Origin of the sequence: Clostridium beijerinckii (genome assembly GCF_036699995.1) — a bacterium.
In the GTDB taxonomy this organism is placed as follows: Bacteria; Bacillota; Clostridia; order Clostridiales; family Clostridiaceae; genus Clostridium; species Clostridium helianthi.
The window spans coordinates 5,454,529-5,472,500 of the sequence record NZ_CP144906.1 but is presented as its reverse complement, the minus strand read 5'-3'; the positions used below and the strand labels follow the sequence as shown (position 1 = coordinate 5,472,500).

Below are 17,972 nucleotides of genomic sequence, written 5' to 3'. Positions count from 1 at the left end.
TAAGGGGAACACTTAGCGAAATATCGCGAAGGTGTGAACTTAAGCCCCAGTAAACGGCGGCCGTAACTATAACGGTCCTAAGGTAGCGAAATTCCTTGTCAGGTAAGTTCTGACCCGCACGAATGGCGTAATGACTTGTGCACTGTCTCAACTGCAAATCCGGCGAAGTTGTAGTGCGAGTGAAGATGCTCGCTACCCGCGATTGGACGGAAAGACCCCGTAGAGCTTTACTGTAGCTTAGCATTGAATTTCGGTATTGTCTGTACAGGATAGGTGGGAGACTGGGAAACTAGGGCGTCAGCCTTGGTGGAGTCGTTGTTGGGATACCACCCTGATAGTATTGAAGTTCTAACTGGATGCCATGAAACTGGTGACAGGACATTGTTAGGTGGGCAGTTTGACTGGGGCGGTCGCCTCCTAAAATGTAACGGAGGCGCCCAAAGGTTCCCTCAGAACGGTCGGAAATCGTTCGAAGAGTGTAAAGGCAGAAGGGAGCCTGACTGCGACACCTACAAGTGGAGCAGGGACGAAAGTCGGGCTTAGTGATCCGGTGGTACCTCGTGGGAGGGCCATCGCTCAACGGATAAAAGCTACCTCGGGGATAACAGGCTGATCTCCCCCAAGAGTTCACATCGACGGGGAGGTTTGGCACCTCGATGTCGGCTCGTCGCATCCTGGGGCTGAAGTAGGTCCCAAGGGTTGGGCTGTTCGCCCATTAAAGCGGCACGCGAGCTGGGTTCAGAACGTCGTGAGACAGTTCGGTCCCTATCCGTCGCGGGCGTAGGAAATTTGAGAGGAGCTGTCCTTAGTACGAGAGGACCGGGATGGACTGACCTATGGTGTACCAGTTGTTTCGCCAGAAGCATAGCTGGGTAGCTAAGTCGGGAAGGGATAAACGCTGAAAGCATCTAAGTGTGAAGCCCACCTCAAGATGAGATTTCCCATAGCATAAGCTAGTAAGACCCCTTGAAGACTACAAGGTTGATAGGTCAGAGGTGTAAGTATGGTAACATATTTAGCTGACTGATACTAATAGGTCGAGGGCTTGACCAATATAATCAAGTTGTAATATACATTAAAGAAACTGTGTGCAATTTTGAAAGAACAAAGTTTTTTCAAATTAAAGATCTCGTGGTGATGGCATAGAGGTAACACTCCTTCCCATTCCGAACAGGAAAGTTAAGGTCTATAGCGCCGATGGTACTGCATGGGAGACTGTGTGGCAGAGTAGGACGTTGCGAGGTAAGCAAAAGATAGTTGTAATGACTATCTTTTTTATTTTAATTTTATTAAAGTCGTAATAAGTCAATTATCTTTATAGAGAATATAATTAACTTATTGTCGTTAGGAGAGGTTATGTATTCATATAATATAACATTGCTTATCATATGCCCATTAGTATTTTGCGCAGGTTTTGTGGATGCTGTTGCAGGTGGAGGGGGAATAATATCTTTGCCAGCATATATTTTTGCTGGAATGCCAATACATATGGCATATGGAACCAATAAGTTTGCAAATGGCATTGGAACATTTGCGGCTTCCATAAAATTTTTAAGTAGTGGTAATATAAAAATTAAACCAGCATTAATTTCAGCTATAGGTGCTATTATAGGATCTTGGTTTGGAACGCAATTAGTATTGCTACTAGATGAAAAGTATTTGCAATACTGTCTTATTATCATTTTACCTATTGTTGCAGTTTTTCTTTTGTTTAACAGAAAGATTGGAGTAGAAAATAACGAAAAGAAAGTAGAACATAGAAAGATTTATTTAGTGGCAGGAATAATAGGTTTAGTAATAGGAGCTTATGATGGATTTTTTGGTCCGGGAACAGGAACATTTTTAGTTTTAGCTTTCACATCGTTTTTAGGATTCAATCTTATAACTGCGTCTGGTAATGCTAAGATAGTGAATTTGGCATCTAATTTTGCAGCACTAATAGCTTATATATTAAATGGCAAGGTTTTATTTATGATAGGTATACCTGCAGCTATATGTGCTAGTTTAGGAAATTATTTAGGGGCACATTTTGCAATTAAAAGTGGAGCGAAGATTATAAAGCCGATAATAATATTAGTAATAATTATGTTATTTGGTAAAGTGATAGATGCTATTTTATTTACAAGTAGTTAATTAAATGATATAATTTTAATAATGTAATAACGAAAACCTAAGGTAGAGGTGCTATTAATAAAGAGTATTTATTATGAGTTGGCAAACGTTGACTAATAAAGAAAGGTATTATAGCCGAAGATTTAGATTATGCAAAAATTTATTTCTGGGTATGCATAAAATATATGCATAACTGTCACGAAAGTGGAGAGCTACAAGGATTTGGTGAAGCTATAGATAATAATGTTATAGTTATGATATTTTATGTTTTAGTTTTGTACAAGTTTTATGCGGTTAACTCTACCCGTTGGTATATATGCTAACGGGTTTTCTTATTTAATAAAATAGATTTGAGGAGTTGGAGAAGTTGGCAAAGGTTGAAGGAGTTCTAGTACCATTATTAACACCATTTAAAGATGGAAAGGTAGATTTTAAATCTTACGAAAGAATGATTAATCATTACGTAGAAGAAGGAGTAAATGGAATTATACCACTTGCAACTACAGGAGAATCACCTACAATACTAGAGAATGAATATGAGGAAATTTTAGAAAAAACTGTTCAATATAATAAGAATAGAGTTCCAGTATACGTCGGATTAGGAGGCAATAATACAAGTGAAGTAATTAAAAAGCTAAAATTAGTAGAAAAGCATAAAGTGAATGGAATACTATCAGTTACACCATACTATTCGAGACCAGATCAAAGAGGTATTTATGAGCACTTTAAAAGTATATCAGAATCAACTGATTTGGATATAGTACTTTATAATATACCATATAGAACTGGAGCTAATATTGAAAATGAAACTGTGCATGTATTATCTCAGTTAAAAAACATAATAGGAATAAAAGATTGCTGTGGAAGCATGAAGCAAACAACTGAACTATTAATGAATCCTCCAAAAGATTTTTCCATCTTAACAGGTGAAGATATGTATTTTTATACGACGCTTATGCTTGGAGGACAAGGCGGAATAATGGCATCAGCACATTTAAATACTAAAGATTTTATTGAGGTATATAACTTAGCAAAGGCTAATGATCATCAAGCTGCACTAAAAAAATGGAATTCTCTATATAAAATGATACCGCTATTATTTTCAGAACCAAATCCAACACCTCTTAAGTACAGCCTAAAGAAACTAGGTATAATAGATTCTGATGAAGTTAGATTGCCATTAATGAATATCACAAAAGGATTAGAAAGTAAGATAGATAAAATATTAAGTATTTAACATAACTGAGATAAAAAAGTATAATTATATTATAGATAATTGTTATAAGTTAAATGAATTGGCTTCAATAAAAAATCACTTTGGATTAATTTCTCTATGAATTCTTCTAGTAATGTAGCAATGACAGGGGTATTTTGACTACTTTAAAATTTAGGAGTAAGATAGAGACTGACAAATTTAATAAGGAAGTGATTAGAAATGATGCCTAAGTTCTTTTCTATGATTAAGAACAAGGAAATTACTAGAGAGCAAGTTATGAAGGATATTATAGCTGGCGTTATTGTAGCTGTAATAGCATTACCGTTGTCAATAGCACTTGGAATATCATCGGGAGTATCTCCAGAGAAAGGGCTTACGACAGCAATATTTGCAGGATTTATTATTTCACTCTTAGGTGGAAGTAAAGTTCAAATAGGTGGACCTACAGCGGCTTTTGTAGTTATAATTTATTCTATTATTCAAGAGTATGGTATAGGTGGACTTGTTGTAGCAACGATAATGGCTGGAATTATATTAATAATAATGGGGATTTTAAAGTTTGGTTCATTAATTAAGTACATACCCCAGACAATAACAATAGGATTTACTGCTGGTATAGCAGTAACGCTGGTATCCACTGAAGTCAAAGATTTTTTAGCATTGAAAATTGAAAATGTTCCAGCAGAGTTTTTTGCAAAATGGAAAAGTTATCTTACCAATATAGGAACGTTAAATACATGGTCGCTAATAATAGGTATAAGCTGTATTTTTATAATGATATTTTGGCCTAAAGTTAGCAAGACAATACCTGGATCAATGATTGCGCTAATTGTCGCTACTATTTTTGTGAAAATATTTAATATACCAGTAGAGACTATAGGAAGTAGGTTTCAGGAGATATCATCAACGTTACCAATGCCTATGTTTCCTAAGATAAATATGGATGTAATAAATAAATTATTTGCTCCATCTATTACTATTGCTATACTGGCAGCATTAGAATCACTATTATCAGCAACCGTAGCAGATGGGATGATATCAGATAAACATGATTCAAATATGGAACTTATAGCTCAAGGTTTAGCTAATATTACATGTGGAATATTTGGTGGAATACCTGCTACAGGTGCGATTGCAAGGACTGCTGCTAATGTAAAATCAAATGGAAGAAGTCCAGTATCAGGGATGGTACATTCTATAACATTGTTAGCTACTATGTTAATTTTGATGCCACTTGCAAGGATGATACCAATGTCCGTACTTTCAGCAATTTTGATAATAGTTGCTTATAATATGAGTCAATGGAAAGTGTTTAAATCATTATTAAAGGCACCTAAAAGTGATGTTATTGTATTATTACTTACATTTACATGCACGGTTATATTTGATTTGGTTATAGCAATAGGAATTGGAATGATTATGACTATGTTTTTATTCATGAAGAGAGTATCTGATACTACTGAAATTAGAGATTTGGTAGAGGAGAAGGTTTTCGATAAGGACACTAATACTGTACTGGAAAAGGCAGATGGAAGGATACGTGTATATCAAGTAAATGGTCCGATGTTCTTTGGAGTAATACATGAGTTTTTTGATAAAATGAAGGAAATTGAATCTTCAGTAGGGGTTGTAATTTTAGACATGAGACATACTCACGCAATAGATGCATCTGCTATAGATGCATTAACTAGATTACTTAAACATTGCAATGAGTTAAATATAAAACTTTGCTTAACACATGTACAAAATCAACCTATGAAAGTACTAAATAAGATGGGGTTTGCAGTTAAAATTGGAGTAAGTCATATATACGAAACTAAAACAGAAGCAATAGAGAAAGCTTATGATTATGTAAAGGAATTAGAAGCATCCTAGTAGATTATTTCCAAGGAAATAGTAAAAATATATTGTTTAGATATTGTCGTAAATTTTAATATTTTACCTAAAAGGAATTGGACTTATAAAAAACTTTTGTTTAAGAATATTTTTATTTAATTTTGATTATAAGCAATAAGCTGAATAAATAAAGAGGTAAGGCATGGAATATAGATGGGAAAGGACATTTCCATTTTTGGAAGTTAGTAATGCAACAATTAAAAAGTTATTCAAAGGTATATTGAAAGAATGTGACATTAATAATATTATACCAATAGATTCAGGGTGCAGGACTACAAATTATATTGTTGAATCTAATAATCTAGAAAAAAAATATATATTAAAAATATTTTTTATAAAGGGGCAGGATTATAAGAAAGAAATTAAGCTATTAAATTTTTTGAGAAATTCTAAGTTTGTACCTGTACCAGAAGTATATAGAGTAAGTGAAGATGAGGATATTGGAAACAGGGAATATGCCATTTATGAATATATTGAGGGACAAACTATAGGGCAGGCTATAAGAGAAGGTTATAGTTTGGAGGATAGTTTTGTTAGAAACGTTGCAAGGGCTTTAGCTAAAATACATAGCTATAAGTTTTCTAAGGTTGGGGCTTTAGATGAATGTTTACATATAAGAGAAGAACTACCACCACTTGTTTCATGGTATGAAAGCTTCATGGGAGATATAGCTAAGAAGCGTTTAGGAAAAACTATTGTAAATGACATTAATCGTGTGATTAGGGAGAATGAAAAAGCATTAAGAGATTTAGATAAAGATCCTAGGCTTGTTCATGGCGATTTTCAGGGGACTAATATAATAATAAAAAATAAAATGCTAGCAGGTATATTAGATTGGGAGTTCGTAATAGCAGGGCACCCTTTAGCAGATATAGGACAGTTCTTTAGATATGAAGAATATTTTAATAGAAAATTAATTGAGGCATTTGAATATGAGTATAATAAATTTTCAGATTATAAGCTTACTCAAAATTGGTATAACATAAGTAAGCTAAGAGATCTCGTAAATTTGATTCAATTAATAGGAACGAATGAGGAAATGCCAATTAAGCATGAAAACATAAAGAAAATAATAATTAATACATTAAGTGTTTTTGATTAGATGTTAAACAAAATTAAATCTCCTTTGAAAAAAATGTTGACAATTTTATATGGAGATAATATACTATCAATAAGAACAATGGTGTTTGAGAAATATACTCGTAAGTATATTTCTCAAGCACCTTTTTTCATTTATAAAAATTATAATTATAATTCTAAGAGACTATTAAATTCATTTTTAGATAATGTGCGCAGTTATCTCTCTATTAACAGTTATTTGAAAAAATTTAAGTAATTTCAAGATGTTAATTAGCAATTTATATCTTAAAATTACTATATTTAAGGGGGATTTTTTATGGAAATTAATTTTGGCGATAGCAGTTTTATATTGATTTGTTCAGCACTTGTACTTTTAATGACACCAGGACTTGCATTCTTTTATGGTGGAATGGTTCGTAGAAAAAATGTTTTAAATACGTTAATGTCTTCATTCTTTATTTGTGGATTAGCATCTGTAATGTGGGTTTTAATAGGCTACTCACTAGCATTTGGAGATAATATTGGAGGAGTAATAGGAGGACTTAACTTTTTTGGATTTAATGGAGTAGGTGGAGATCCTTCATCGTATGCACCTACTATACCACATGAGCTTTTTGCAGCATTTCAAATGATGTTTGCAATAATCACTCCGGCTCTTATAACAGGATCTTTAGTAGGAAGAATGAGATTCTCAGCACTATTTATATTCATAGCATTGTGGTCAATTTTAGTATACTACCCACTAGCACATATGGTGTGGGGTTCAGGTGGATTAATAAACTCTTTAGGAGCAGTTGATTTTGCTGGTGGAGATGTAGTTCATATAAGTTCAGGAGTTTCAGGACTTGTAGCTTGTATTGTATTAGGTAAAAGACGTGGATATGGTATGATGTCATATAAGCCACACAATATTCCATTTGTAGTTCTTGGAGCAGCATTACTTTGGTTTGGTTGGTTTGGATTTAATGCAGGTAGTGCATTAAATGCTGGTCCACTTGCAGTTCATGCTTTCATGACAACAAATACTGCGGCAGCGTCAGCACTACTTTCATGGATGCTAATTGAGAAAATAAAACATGGAAAGCCAACAATACTTGGAGCTGCAACAGGAGCTGTTGTAGGATTAGTTGCAATAACACCGGCGGCTGGATTCGTTCCTCTTTGGAGTTCAATTATAATAGGAGCTATAGTATCTCCAATATGCTTCTTCTTCATGACTGCAGTTAAATCTAAATTCGGATATGATGATGCATTAGATGCATTTGGATGTCATGGAATTGGAGGAGTTTGGGGAGGTATTGCAACAGGTCTATTTGGACAAACAGCAATAAACTCTGTAGCACAATGGAATGGTCTTTTCTTTGGAGATATTAAGCTTTTAATAGCTCAAATAGAAGGTATAGCAATAACAATAGTTTTTGCAGCGGTTATGACATTTATTATCTTGAAAGTTATGAAGTTATTTATGACTATTAGAGTTGAAAGTGCAGAAGAAGCTGATGGTCTTGATGTCGCTGAGCATGGTGAAACAGCATACCCAGCATTTACTGGATTAGACTAAATATTAATATATCCATGAAACTTTATAGTATTGTGTAATGTATATATTGTAATAAAGTATTTGTATAAAAATTAGTTGTATAATTTTTAGATATATATTGTTAAAATAATATTATACATTATATAGATGATTAGGGAGGAAGTATATTATGAAAAGAGTAGAAGCTATTGTAAGACCTTCGAAGCTTGAAGAAGTTAAAGAAGCATTAAAGAATAAAAATATAAATGGTGTTACTATAAGTCAGGTTATGGGATGCGGACAACAACGTGGCTGGAAGGAATATCATAGGGGTACTGAAATAACAACAAATGTATTACCAAAGATAGAAGTTAAAATAGTTGTAGAAGATGACAAGGTAGAAGATGTAATTGAACTTATTACTTCAATTGCTAGGACTGGTGAAGTTGGAGACGGAAAAATATTTATAATTGATATTGCAGATGCTATAAGAATTAGAACAGGTGAGAGAGGAAATGCAGCTTTATAGAAATAAAGTATTCACCAATTAATATAGAATCTAACTTGCAGTAAGCAATAAGAATAAAATATATAGAAAATAGTAGGTTGATCTGTTTTGATATAGATTTACCTACTATTTCTATATATAAATAATGTATTAATATTGAAAGTGGCTTTTTAAAAACTTTTGAGTTTAATAATTTTGATATTAGATATACTAATATTGTTGAATTAAAATAAAGTATATTGGTTCAGTAGAAAATGTCTAATAGGAGTATATTATGAATGAAAAAGAAATTTTTTTAAATATTGAGGAGCATTTAATTAGCGATGATAAGCCATCTATTTACTTAGAGAATGCACTAAAAAATCATAATCTTGATAATTATCCATTTTCAATGATAAGTGACTTACGAGATGTTGATCAGAATCCTAAATTTCATCCGGAAGGGAACGTCTTTATACATACAATGATGGTTATTGATCAAGGAGCATTAAATAGAGAAAGAAGCAGAGATAAAAGAGTATTTATGTGGGCACTTCTATTGCATGATATAGGTAAAAAACCTACTACTAAATTAAGAAAAGGAAGACTAACATCTTATAACCACGACAGTGTAGGAGCTGAAATGGCTAGAGAATTTCTTACATATTTTAATATGGAAGAAAACTTTATAGATGAAGTAAGAGGGCTTGTAAGATGGCATATGCAAAGTTTATTTGTAACTAAAGATATGAAATTTCAAAATATAGGAGACATGCTAAGAGATGTAGATATAAATGAGATTTTCTTAGTTTCCCTATCAGATAGGTTAGGTAGAGGTAATTTAGATCATATAGAAATAAATAAAACAAAAGAGGAAGTAAGAAAGTTTAAAGAAAAAATAACTGATTTCAAAAGAAAAAATAAATAATCATCTGAATGTAAGTGATTAAATTTGTTAAAAAAAATGTAGATTAACTACATTTTTTTTAATTCTAATCAACTATGTGAGATTGAACACCTGAAGGTGAAAATTATGTTAATATATGTTCCAACTAGATTGCCTATATCCTCACCTGATTTAAATATAACTATGTCTACATTTTTGAGTAGCGAAAATCATTTCTGCTGATTTGATAAGCTTTTTTGAGAAATTTTTATAAATGTCTATAATTAATGAAATCACTACTTTACCATCTTTTAATTACTATTTGGATACTAATATATAGTAATTAACATCCTCATTAGTGTGTCAGATAACATTGAATACTATTAAGGATACAGTTTGATTATATTTAATAAATTGAAATTTTACAAAGGCAATACACTGTATGAATATTTTGATACACTTTTTTAGGAATAATATATATTCCAGTATTTACAAGCTTATTTTGATACTAAATTCAGAATTTACTAAAGTTTAGTATTCGGTAATAACATTATTTGCATATCCTTTAAAATCATTAACTAGATAAGAATAAACAGAGTTTAAATCTGTATTGCAGAGGGAACATGTTCTAACAGCCTCTAGAACTAATTGTGTTGATACCATATCTAAACTTTTAGTATTAATGCTAGTACGTTCATTTATAACATCACTCAAGCTATTTAATGATCCCATATCTACTAAAAGCAATACTCCTTTGCCTTCATCGGCTATTTTAACTTTTTCAGTAATAACTTGTAACATATCAGAAGGCATCATTTCAAGAGGTATATCTACAGCTAAAATATTATCAACATCAAAGAGCTTTCTAGCAACAGCAACCATACTTGTTGCTGCACTCGAGCCATGAGAAGCAACTACTACCCCAACCCTTTCTTGGTGGGAGGATTCTTGTATTGAAGCCAAAAGCAATGCTAGATAATCAACCTCAATTGGAGGAAGAGTTATATTATAACGTTTTTGGGTCAACTGATGAATTTCAACTGCAACATCATATTCTTTATTGTTAACAGATAACTGTAGATCAATATGTGATGAAAAGGAATCATTTTTTTTCTTAATTCTATTAAACAGAGCGCTAAAATGTAGACTTGTTGCATAAATAAATCTTTCATTTAATTTTCTATTTAATCTGAATTCTGCCAGAGCTTTGATCTCTTCAACAAATTCAACAATATCCTTATTAACAATTTTTAATAAGACTTCACGACAATGTGCATCGTTTTTAAGCCTAGAATAGAATTGCTTTAAATGAATATTGATATCAGTAGTTATAAAATCTTTTATATAATCATCACTCATACCTTCTTCATGAAGAGCAGAAGTTTTATCCTCAATAATGTTATAAATATTAAAAGGTGGTTCATAATCATCAGTTTCTAAGAAAGTTTTATCACCATCAGGTTGAATTGTAATTGTGTTAGGAATTATATTCCATTCTGTTACATTAACCCTTCCTTTATCACTAAAAGTTAAAATTTTGTTTTTTATATTAGATGGGAATAAGTTTAAATTTATATCAATACATTCATCTGTATTGATACAGTTTAAAAATCCTTTTGCACACGCTGATTGGATATTCAATTTAAGCTGTCCAACATTTCCGTAAGATGTACTTCTTATTAAAGCTTCAATAGCTTCAGCTGAAATCTTAATAGTTTTGTTAACTCTTTGGGCTTCATTTGATAACAAATAGTGTATTAACTCAATTTGATCATCAATTGGTCTTTCATCAAAACTTGGAATAGTTATAGTTATTGGAATTTTTCTTGTGAAAGTATTAAGTAAAGTGGAATTAGGATCTTCCGTTGTCGAACCTATTAATAGTATACTAGCTCTTCGGGTGTTACCTGTTTCACCAAGTTTATTGTAAGTTCCTGTATCCATGAAGTGAAATACCATCTCTTGAGCTTCATGTGGCAATCTATGTATTTCATCAAGGAGTAAAATGCCTCCATCGGCTTTTGAAACAATACCATCTATCTCTTTATCAGCACCTATAAAGGAACCTTTGATGTGTCCAAAAATACATGATAGAAGAAGTTGTGGATTATTAGCATAATCAGCACAATTAAAAACAACGAAAGGAGCATCTTTTGAGAGCCTTTTTATATATTTAGAGTATTCATACATTATGTTAGCAAATAAACTTTTACCAACGCCTGTACCACCAATTATTAATGTATGTAATCCGTTTGGTGGGTACATCAATGCAGCTTTAGCTTGTTCAATTTGATTTTTTAAACTTGTATTAGCGCCAATTAGATAGTTAAAAGGTGACTTATTCTCAATAAATGCATTTGAAGGAGAAGAAAGTAATATATTAATATCTAATATTTCATCTAAATCTTCAGGTAGCTTTATAGATAGTATATTTTCAAGGCAACTCCTATCAAAATACATAACTGGCCTATTTTTCATTTTAATAATTTTCTTCTCTCTACAGAGAATATTAAGTTCTTTTGAAACATTATTTCTTAGTATATCTAATTTTTCGCCAATTTCTTGGGCGCTAAACCCCTTTTGATCTAAAAATTTATCTTTATTAAAGTTCTTAGAATTTTTTAAAATATAGTTATAAATCTTATCAATACGCTTCATTATAGTATCCTCCTGTATATAATAAATATTGTAATATCTTATATGAATTTATTCAATAGTGTATTGATGCATATTTAAAAAAAGAAATATATTGGATTAGAACAGTATTAAAAAGTAATGAGATTATACACTTGAAAAAATTAAGTAATATTTAGGAATTGATACACTAATTAAAGTTTAAAAATACAACTAAAATTAAGATAAATGATTTAAACAAATTGGAAGTTTATAAATATTATATAAGTGTTAAGAAATATATTGGGAGGAAGATATGTTTAAAATTTTTACTTTTGGATTTGATAATGTTTTTAATCCAAACAATATAGAAAAGATAAGTGGAATTATGCATTCATTTTTAGGTAACTTTGATATAAATGAATTTGCTAAAAATAATGAAAATATTTCTTCTAATGAAGGAAATAGAGAAGAATATAATAATTTTATAAAACTTAATCGGTATGATGATATGTATCATCTAACTATAGATCTAAAAGGTATTGATCTTAGAGAATTAAGCATAAGATATGATCCAGGAATATTAGATATAAACCTAAATAGATTAGAAATTAAAAAAAGTGGATTTGGGATATTTTCTAATACTGCTCTTGTTAAGAATGCTTATAATAAAAGATTTAATGATATTGAGGATATAGACACAAATCAGATACTTAAAAGTATTGATAATGGAGTTCTTAGTATAATAATGCAGAAAAAGTATTCGTTAGAAAATACATCGAATATAATAGATGTGGATTCTTATCAAGATGATGCGGATATACAGTGATGTATAAGGAATAGCATGAAATGTTTTAATGCTATTTTTAGAGTAGTTATTTTTATAATAAAAGCAAAAAAGGGAGGATAAGCTCTAGGCATTATACCTAAATTTAAATCTTCCCTTAAGTAAGAGTATTAAGAATAAAAAGTTTTATTATCTCTTACGCTTATTAGCAACCTCAACATTAACCTTCTTCTTATTAATTTTTCCACCAGGACAATTTTTTAATATTTTAGAAGATATAGACTCATCAACAGTTACAAATGAGAAGTTCTCCATAAGATCTATTTGACCAATTGCTGAAGCATTAACTCTTGTCATATCTTTAATATAATTAATTAATACTTTTGGAGTTAAACCGTCTCTTTTGCCGACAGAGAAAAATAAACGAACATCTTCTTTTTTAGGCGCTTCTAATTTGTTTGAACTGTAATCAAATACAATTTCATTTTCAAACTTCATTTTCATTAGGGCTGAAATAACTGATACTGCATCATAAGATTCAGTCAATTCTATTGCACTTGGTATAAACTTAGTAAGCTCACCAGCTTTAATAGTACTCTCAACCTCTGACATCATGTCCTTAAATTTTTTATTATTAATTTCTTCTGCAGTTGGAACTGGCTTTTGTGTGATTGAACTTTTAGTAACATTTTGAATTTGTTTAAGCATTGAAAAATCCTTTGGAGTTACTAAAGAATAAGCTGTACCGCTTTTATTTGCTCTACCAGTTCTACCAATTCTGTGAACGTATGATTCTACATCTTGAGGTAAATCATAGTTAAATACATGAGTTACACCTTCCACATCTATACCTCTAGCAGCAACATCAGTAGCTATTAATAGATTTAGTGTACCTTCTTTAAATTTATTTAAAGTAGTTAATCTGTGAGCTTGTGTCATATCTCCATGCATACCTTCAACCATATAACCTTTTGATTGTAGTTCTTGTACAAGCTCGTCAACACCTCTTTTAGTTCTACAGAATATTATAGCCGAACTAGGATTATCTAGATCAAGTAATCTACAAAGAGCTTCTAATCTATGCTTATTATTAATCATAAAATAACTTTGCTCAATTTTAGATACAGTTAATGAACTCCTCTTAATACTAACAAGTTTAGCATCTGGTTTCATATACTTTTTAGCCAACTTTGCTATTGGATCAGGCATTGTTGCTGAAAACAATAAAGTTTGTCTTTCAGATGGTGTATGACTAAGAATTTCTTGAATATCATCGATGAATCCCATGTTAAGCATTTCGTCAGCTTCATCTAGTACTAGAAATTCTATACTTTCTAAATGAAGGCATTTTCTTTTTACAAGATCTAATATTCTACCAGGCGTTCCAACGACAATATCGACATCGCCTTTTCTTAGTGCTCTGATTTGTCTTTCGATTGAATCTCCACCATAAACAGCTAGAGTTCCAATTTTCTCATATTTAGAAAGTCTTTGTATCTCCTCATTAACTTGAACAGCAAGTTCTCTTGTTGGTGCTAAAATAAGAGATTTGATTCCCTTATTATCACTCATCTTGGTGATAATTGGTAAGCTGTAAGCTGCAGTTTTTCCGGTACCAGTTTGTGCCTGCCCTATTAAATCAGCGCCACTAAGTGTTACAGGGATACTTTGTTCTTGTATTTGAGATGGTTTTGTAAAACCAAGGTCTGATATTGCCTTAACAATACTCTCTTTAAGACCTAATGTAGCAAATTGATTATCATTCATTAAATATCCTCGTTTCTTTGTTTCAAAATTAGTTATTTTTGTTTCGATAACTTATATTAAAGTTTTATATATAAGTCAAATGAATTCATTATAACACAATAGATAAATTCATGTCAAAAGATATTATAATCTAAATATATTATTAGCAGCATTTAGTATAAAATATACTTAAATTAATGTATAAAAATAAGCTGCCTAATTTAAGGCAACTTGCTTTTTTATATTAGTGTAGCTTGCAAGCACTAGATATGATAGAATGAACGGTTTCAGGCAGCTTTTCTAGCTCGTCTTTATTTAGGGTAGCAACATCTATTAAAGGATGTATTACTAATTCTATATCAGCACTTTTTATTGCGTTATTATTTTCCTCCATAAGTTTATATGTTCCATTTATAGTCAGTGGAACTATAGGACATTTGGATTTTGTAGCTAATTTGAAGCTTCCACTTTTAAACTCGTCCACAGATTTACCTTTGCTTCTAGTACCCTCTGGAAATATTACCATTGAATAACCAGACTTTAATAAATTAACACCTTCAACTATTGATTCAGCAGATTTTCTTAAGTTATCTCTATCCATAAAAATGCAATTTATATATTTCATCCAAGTACTAATAAGAGGTAGCTTTTCAAGTTCCTTTTTTGCAATAAATCCTTTTGGAATGTCAATGCAGCTTAGAAGCAACGGAATATCAAAGTTACTTTGGTGATTAGATACAAATAATACAGTTTGATCTTTTGGAAGATTATCCAAACCGACAACATTAATTTTTGCACCCGATATTTTCATTATAAATTTTGCCCAAGAATGGCTTACTTTATGAATGAACCATTTTCTTCCTTCAATATCTCCTTTATTAGTTAAGATTTTTATCCTAATTCTATAAATAGATGAAAATATAAGACTTATTATTAATCCGAGATAAAAATAGATAGTTCTTAACATTAAAAATTACACACCCTTAATATATTAATTTTTACACTAATCAGTATAGTATAAAAATTAACATATTGAAAGACTAAATAGATTACATACCTATTAAAAATTCAATAAAATTAATTTAAAATTAAGTAAATAATTAGGGTAAAATAATATTAAAAAATGTATAATATATAAGACAATGATAATTCTATGAAATAGTATAGCAAATAATTTACATAGGCAGGAGAAATTTGATGAATTTAAATAATAATACGTTGAATATGAAGGAGAAAGATGCTGAAGCTATAATTGGTTTAACATCTGAAGAAGTTAAGCAGAGAATTAAAGAAGGAAAAGTGAATCACATTCCGAAAACGCCATCAAGAACTATGCCTCAAATAATAAGAGCTAATTTGTTTACAAGGTTTAATGCAATAAACTTTGTGCTTGCAGCAATAATTATTCTAGCAGGATCACCTAAGAATGCTATATTTGTAGGCGTTATAATAGTAAATACATTAATTGGAGTGATTCAAGAAATTAAAGCTAAGCGCACATTAGAAAAGTTATCAGTCATAAGTTCTGCGCATGCAAAAGTTCTTAGAGATGGTGAAATAAAGGAGATTGCAATAGAAGAAATTGTATTGGATGATGTGATTTATCTAGAAACCGGCATGCAGGTATTAGCGGATGGAGAAGTTTTGCATAGTAACGGATTAGAAATAGATGAGTCTATGTTAACAGGAGAAGCCGATGCAATATCTAAAAATTACAAAGAGACATTGTTATCTGGAAGTTTCGTGGTATCTGGAGAGGGATATGCGATTGTTACAAAAGTAGGTAAAGAAACATATTCATCTACTCTTGCTGAGGAAGCTAAACAATTTAAAATAATAAATTCAGAGCTACAAGCAGCAATAGATAAAATTTTTAGAGTAATAATATGGATTGTACCTCCTTTATCTGCATTATTAATAATAACGCAACTAAGAATACCAGGGAATACGTGGCAGGATGCATTAATAGGAGCAGTATCAGGAATTGTAGGAATGATACCAGAGGGACTAGTACTATTAACTAGTGCTACGTTTATAGTGTCAATTATAAAGCTATCTAAATATGATACTTTAGTTCAAGAACTAAGTGCTACAGAAGTATTAGCAAGAGTTGATGTACTTTGTTTAGATAAGACAGGAACTTTGACTCAAGGAGAGTTAAGATTGTCAGAAGTGAAGAATATTGGTTCTAAAAGTTCTGAAGAGATAGATCATGTATTAGCGGCATTAATAAATAATTTGCCAAGCAATAATCCAACTCAGAAAGCTATATTAGAAAAATATAAGGAATATGATAAGGAAATCAAAGTTTTAGACAAGATTGCATTCTCATCTAAAAGAAAATGGAGCGGAGCTACTTTTGAAAAGCTTGGGACATGGGTACTTGGCGCACCAGAAATAATATTGGGTAAGGAATACCAGTTAATAGAAGAAATAGTTAAAGAAGAAGCTAGAAAAGGAAAAAGAGTTTTATTACTAGCAAATCTTCATAACAATTTGAATGAAAAATTAGAAGGTAAGGTAGAAAGTGTAGCACTAGTGCTAATTGAGGATATCATAAGAGAAGCAGCACCTGATGTATTAAAGTACTTTGATAGTCAAGGCGTAGGGGTGAAAATTATTTCTGGAGATAGCCCTATTACTGTTTCAGAGGTTGCAAGAAGAGCAGGCTTAAGTGGCTGGGAAAAATATGTGGATGCAAGAGAGTTGCCAGAGGATAATGAAAAATTGAAGGCTTTGATTCAGGAAATAACTGTTTTTGGAAGAGTTACTCCACATCAAAAGAAAAGAATCGTTTTGGCTCTTCAGGAAATGGGGCATACTGTTGCAATGACAGGTGATGGAGTGAATGATGTACTTGCTTTAAAATCTTCTGATTGTGGCATTGCAATGGCAAATGGTTCCGATGCAACAAAAGCTGTAGCGCAATTAGTATTAATGAAATCTGATTTCACTGCACTTCCTAAAGTTCTTGAAGAGGGAAGAAAGCAAATTAATAATTTGGAGAGAGTATCAGAATTATTTTTATCCAAAACTGTATTTTGCATAATTCTATCATTTGTATGTTCAATATTATTTATAGAGTATCCAATACTTCCAATACAGTTGTCATTAGTGGGAAGTTGTGCTATAGGAATTCCATCATTCTTTTTGGCGTTATTGCCTAGCACGGGTGGAGTTAAAAAGGGATTTTTAACAAGAATATTAACTGTTAGTATTCCTAACGGGATATTACTTGCTATATTTATACTTATAACATTTATTATATCAATGCAAATGAATCTCCCAATGGATTACAGTAGAACTTTAGCAGTACTAATGTTTTCTGGAATTAGTATGGTGGTATTGCTTAGAGTCGCAAGACCGTTAACTAAGTTTAAAACGGTAATGTGTTTATCTATGTTTGGGATAATAGTGTTGGGGTTCTTAACACCAATAGGAAGATATATATTTAGCTTAACTAAAATACAATTAAGTCATTGGCTCATATCGCTAGCAGTAATAATAGCATCCAGTCCTCTGATAACTAAAATTGTAGATATATTTAGAGTTAGAGTTAATAAAAAATTTAAAGTTAAAACAATTTAAAACTATGAAGCTTAAATACATATAGAGGGTATTTAAGCTTTA

General features: G+C 31.3%; 12 protein-coding genes, 2 rRNA genes and 1 riboswitch (1 of these 15 running past the window's edge). Of the genes, 11 read left to right on the top strand and 3 right to left on the bottom strand.

Annotated elements, in window-relative coordinates:
* The 9 genes from PZA12_RS24510 to PZA12_RS24470 form a co-directional block, all read left to right on the top strand.
* Nucleotides 1-1,053 (top strand): 23S ribosomal RNA (locus PZA12_RS24510) (it extends 1,858 nt beyond the left edge of the window).
* A gap of 74 nt (nucleotides 1,054-1,127) precedes the next feature.
* A 5S ribosomal RNA gene (rrf, locus tag PZA12_RS24505) occupies nucleotides 1,128-1,244 on the top strand.
* 112 nt (nucleotides 1,245-1,356) lie between these two features.
* Complete coding sequence (locus PZA12_RS24500; RefSeq protein WP_077844595.1) at nucleotides 1,357-2,133, top strand: sulfite exporter TauE/SafE family protein; 777 nt, start codon at nucleotides 1,357-1,359, stop codon at nucleotides 2,131-2,133.
* A 35-nt stretch (nucleotides 2,134-2,168) separates the two neighbouring features.
* Nucleotides 2,169-2,335, top strand: a riboswitch (Lysine riboswitch).
* 144 nt (nucleotides 2,336-2,479) lie between these two features.
* Nucleotides 2,480-3,349: a 4-hydroxy-tetrahydrodipicolinate synthase gene (gene dapA, locus PZA12_RS24495; RefSeq protein ID WP_103699307.1), complete on the top strand. Its 870-nt coding sequence runs from the start codon at nucleotides 2,480-2,482 to the stop codon at nucleotides 3,347-3,349.
* A gap of 198 nt (nucleotides 3,350-3,547) precedes the next feature.
* Nucleotides 3,548-5,203: a SulP family inorganic anion transporter gene (locus tag PZA12_RS24490; RefSeq protein ID WP_077838513.1), complete on the top strand. Its 1,656-nt coding sequence runs from the start codon at nucleotides 3,548-3,550 to the stop codon at nucleotides 5,201-5,203.
* Nucleotides 5,204-5,366: 163 nt separating this feature from the next.
* A complete protein-coding gene (locus tag PZA12_RS24485; protein ID WP_103699306.1) occupies nucleotides 5,367-6,326 on the top strand; it encodes a phosphotransferase family protein in 960 nt (319 codons plus the stop codon).
* A gap of 294 nt (nucleotides 6,327-6,620) precedes the next feature.
* Nucleotides 6,621-7,865 carry an ammonium transporter gene (locus PZA12_RS24480; protein ID WP_012061183.1) on the top strand — a complete coding sequence of 415 codons (1,245 nt, stop codon included), beginning with the start codon at nucleotides 6,621-6,623 and terminating at the stop codon, nucleotides 7,863-7,865.
* A gap of 148 nt (nucleotides 7,866-8,013) precedes the next feature.
* Entirely contained in the window at nucleotides 8,014-8,352 is a 339-nt protein-coding gene (locus PZA12_RS24475; RefSeq protein ID WP_077838511.1) for a P-II family nitrogen regulator, read from the top strand.
* A gap of 253 nt (nucleotides 8,353-8,605) precedes the next feature.
* Nucleotides 8,606-9,238 carry an HDIG domain-containing metalloprotein gene (locus tag PZA12_RS24470; RefSeq protein WP_103699305.1) on the top strand — a complete coding sequence of 211 codons (633 nt, stop codon included), beginning with the start codon at nucleotides 8,606-8,608 and terminating at the stop codon, nucleotides 9,236-9,238.
* Nucleotides 9,239-9,727: 489 nt separating this feature from the next.
* Here PZA12_RS24470 and PZA12_RS24465 read toward each other — a convergent pair whose 3' ends face one another.
* A complete protein-coding gene (locus PZA12_RS24465) occupies nucleotides 9,728-11,854 on the bottom strand; it encodes a sigma-54-dependent transcriptional regulator (RefSeq protein WP_103699304.1) in 2,127 nt (708 codons plus the stop codon).
* Nucleotides 11,855-12,125: 271 nt separating this feature from the next.
* On the opposite strand from PZA12_RS24465, the gene PZA12_RS24460 reads away from it, so the two are divergent.
* Nucleotides 12,126-12,638: an Hsp20/alpha crystallin family protein gene (locus tag PZA12_RS24460; protein WP_173712447.1), complete on the top strand. Its 513-nt coding sequence runs from the start codon at nucleotides 12,126-12,128 to the stop codon at nucleotides 12,636-12,638.
* Nucleotides 12,639-12,785: 147 nt separating this feature from the next.
* On the opposite strand, the gene PZA12_RS24455 is transcribed toward PZA12_RS24460, so the two are convergent.
* Entirely contained in the window at nucleotides 12,786-14,363 is a 1,578-nt protein-coding gene (locus tag PZA12_RS24455) for a DEAD/DEAH box helicase (RefSeq protein ID WP_077844599.1), read from the bottom strand.
* A 223-nt stretch (nucleotides 14,364-14,586) separates the two neighbouring features.
* Nucleotides 14,587-15,309, bottom strand: a complete 723-nt coding sequence (locus tag PZA12_RS24450) for a lysophospholipid acyltransferase family protein (protein WP_103698986.1) — start codon at nucleotides 15,307-15,309, stop codon at nucleotides 14,587-14,589.
* A gap of 230 nt (nucleotides 15,310-15,539) precedes the next feature.
* Here PZA12_RS24450 and PZA12_RS24445 point away from each other — a divergent pair, with 230 nt between their 5' ends.
* Entirely contained in the window at nucleotides 15,540-17,930 is a 2,391-nt protein-coding gene (locus PZA12_RS24445) for a cation-translocating P-type ATPase (RefSeq protein ID WP_103698985.1), read from the top strand.
* Nucleotides 17,931-17,972 lie beyond the last annotated feature (42 nt).

Coding starts and splice junctions, on each gene's coding strand:
- PZA12_RS24500 (WP_077844595.1), top strand. CDS start 1,357: ATGTATTCATATAATATAACATTGCTTATCATATGCCCATTAGTATTT.
- PZA12_RS24490 (WP_077838513.1), top strand. CDS start 3,548: ATGATGCCTAAGTTCTTTTCTATGATTAAGAACAAGGAAATTACTAGA.
- PZA12_RS24485 (WP_103699306.1), top strand. CDS start 5,367: ATGGAATATAGATGGGAAAGGACATTTCCATTTTTGGAAGTTAGTAAT.
- PZA12_RS24480 (WP_012061183.1), top strand. CDS start 6,621: ATGGAAATTAATTTTGGCGATAGCAGTTTTATATTGATTTGTTCAGCA.
- PZA12_RS24475 (WP_077838511.1), top strand. CDS start 8,014: ATGAAAAGAGTAGAAGCTATTGTAAGACCTTCGAAGCTTGAAGAAGTT.
- PZA12_RS24470 (WP_103699305.1), top strand. CDS start 8,606: ATGAATGAAAAAGAAATTTTTTTAAATATTGAGGAGCATTTAATTAGC.
- PZA12_RS24465 (WP_103699304.1), bottom strand. CDS start 11,854: ATGAAGCGTATTGATAAGATTTATAACTATATTTTAAAAAATTCTAAG.
- PZA12_RS24460 (WP_173712447.1), top strand. CDS start 12,126: ATGTTTAAAATTTTTACTTTTGGATTTGATAATGTTTTTAATCCAAAC.
- PZA12_RS24455 (WP_077844599.1), bottom strand. CDS start 14,363: ATGAATGATAATCAATTTGCTACATTAGGTCTTAAAGAGAGTATTGTT.
- PZA12_RS24450 (WP_103698986.1), bottom strand. CDS start 15,309: ATGTTAAGAACTATCTATTTTTATCTCGGATTAATAATAAGTCTTATA.
- PZA12_RS24445 (WP_103698985.1), top strand. CDS start 15,540: ATGAATTTAAATAATAATACGTTGAATATGAAGGAGAAAGATGCTGAA.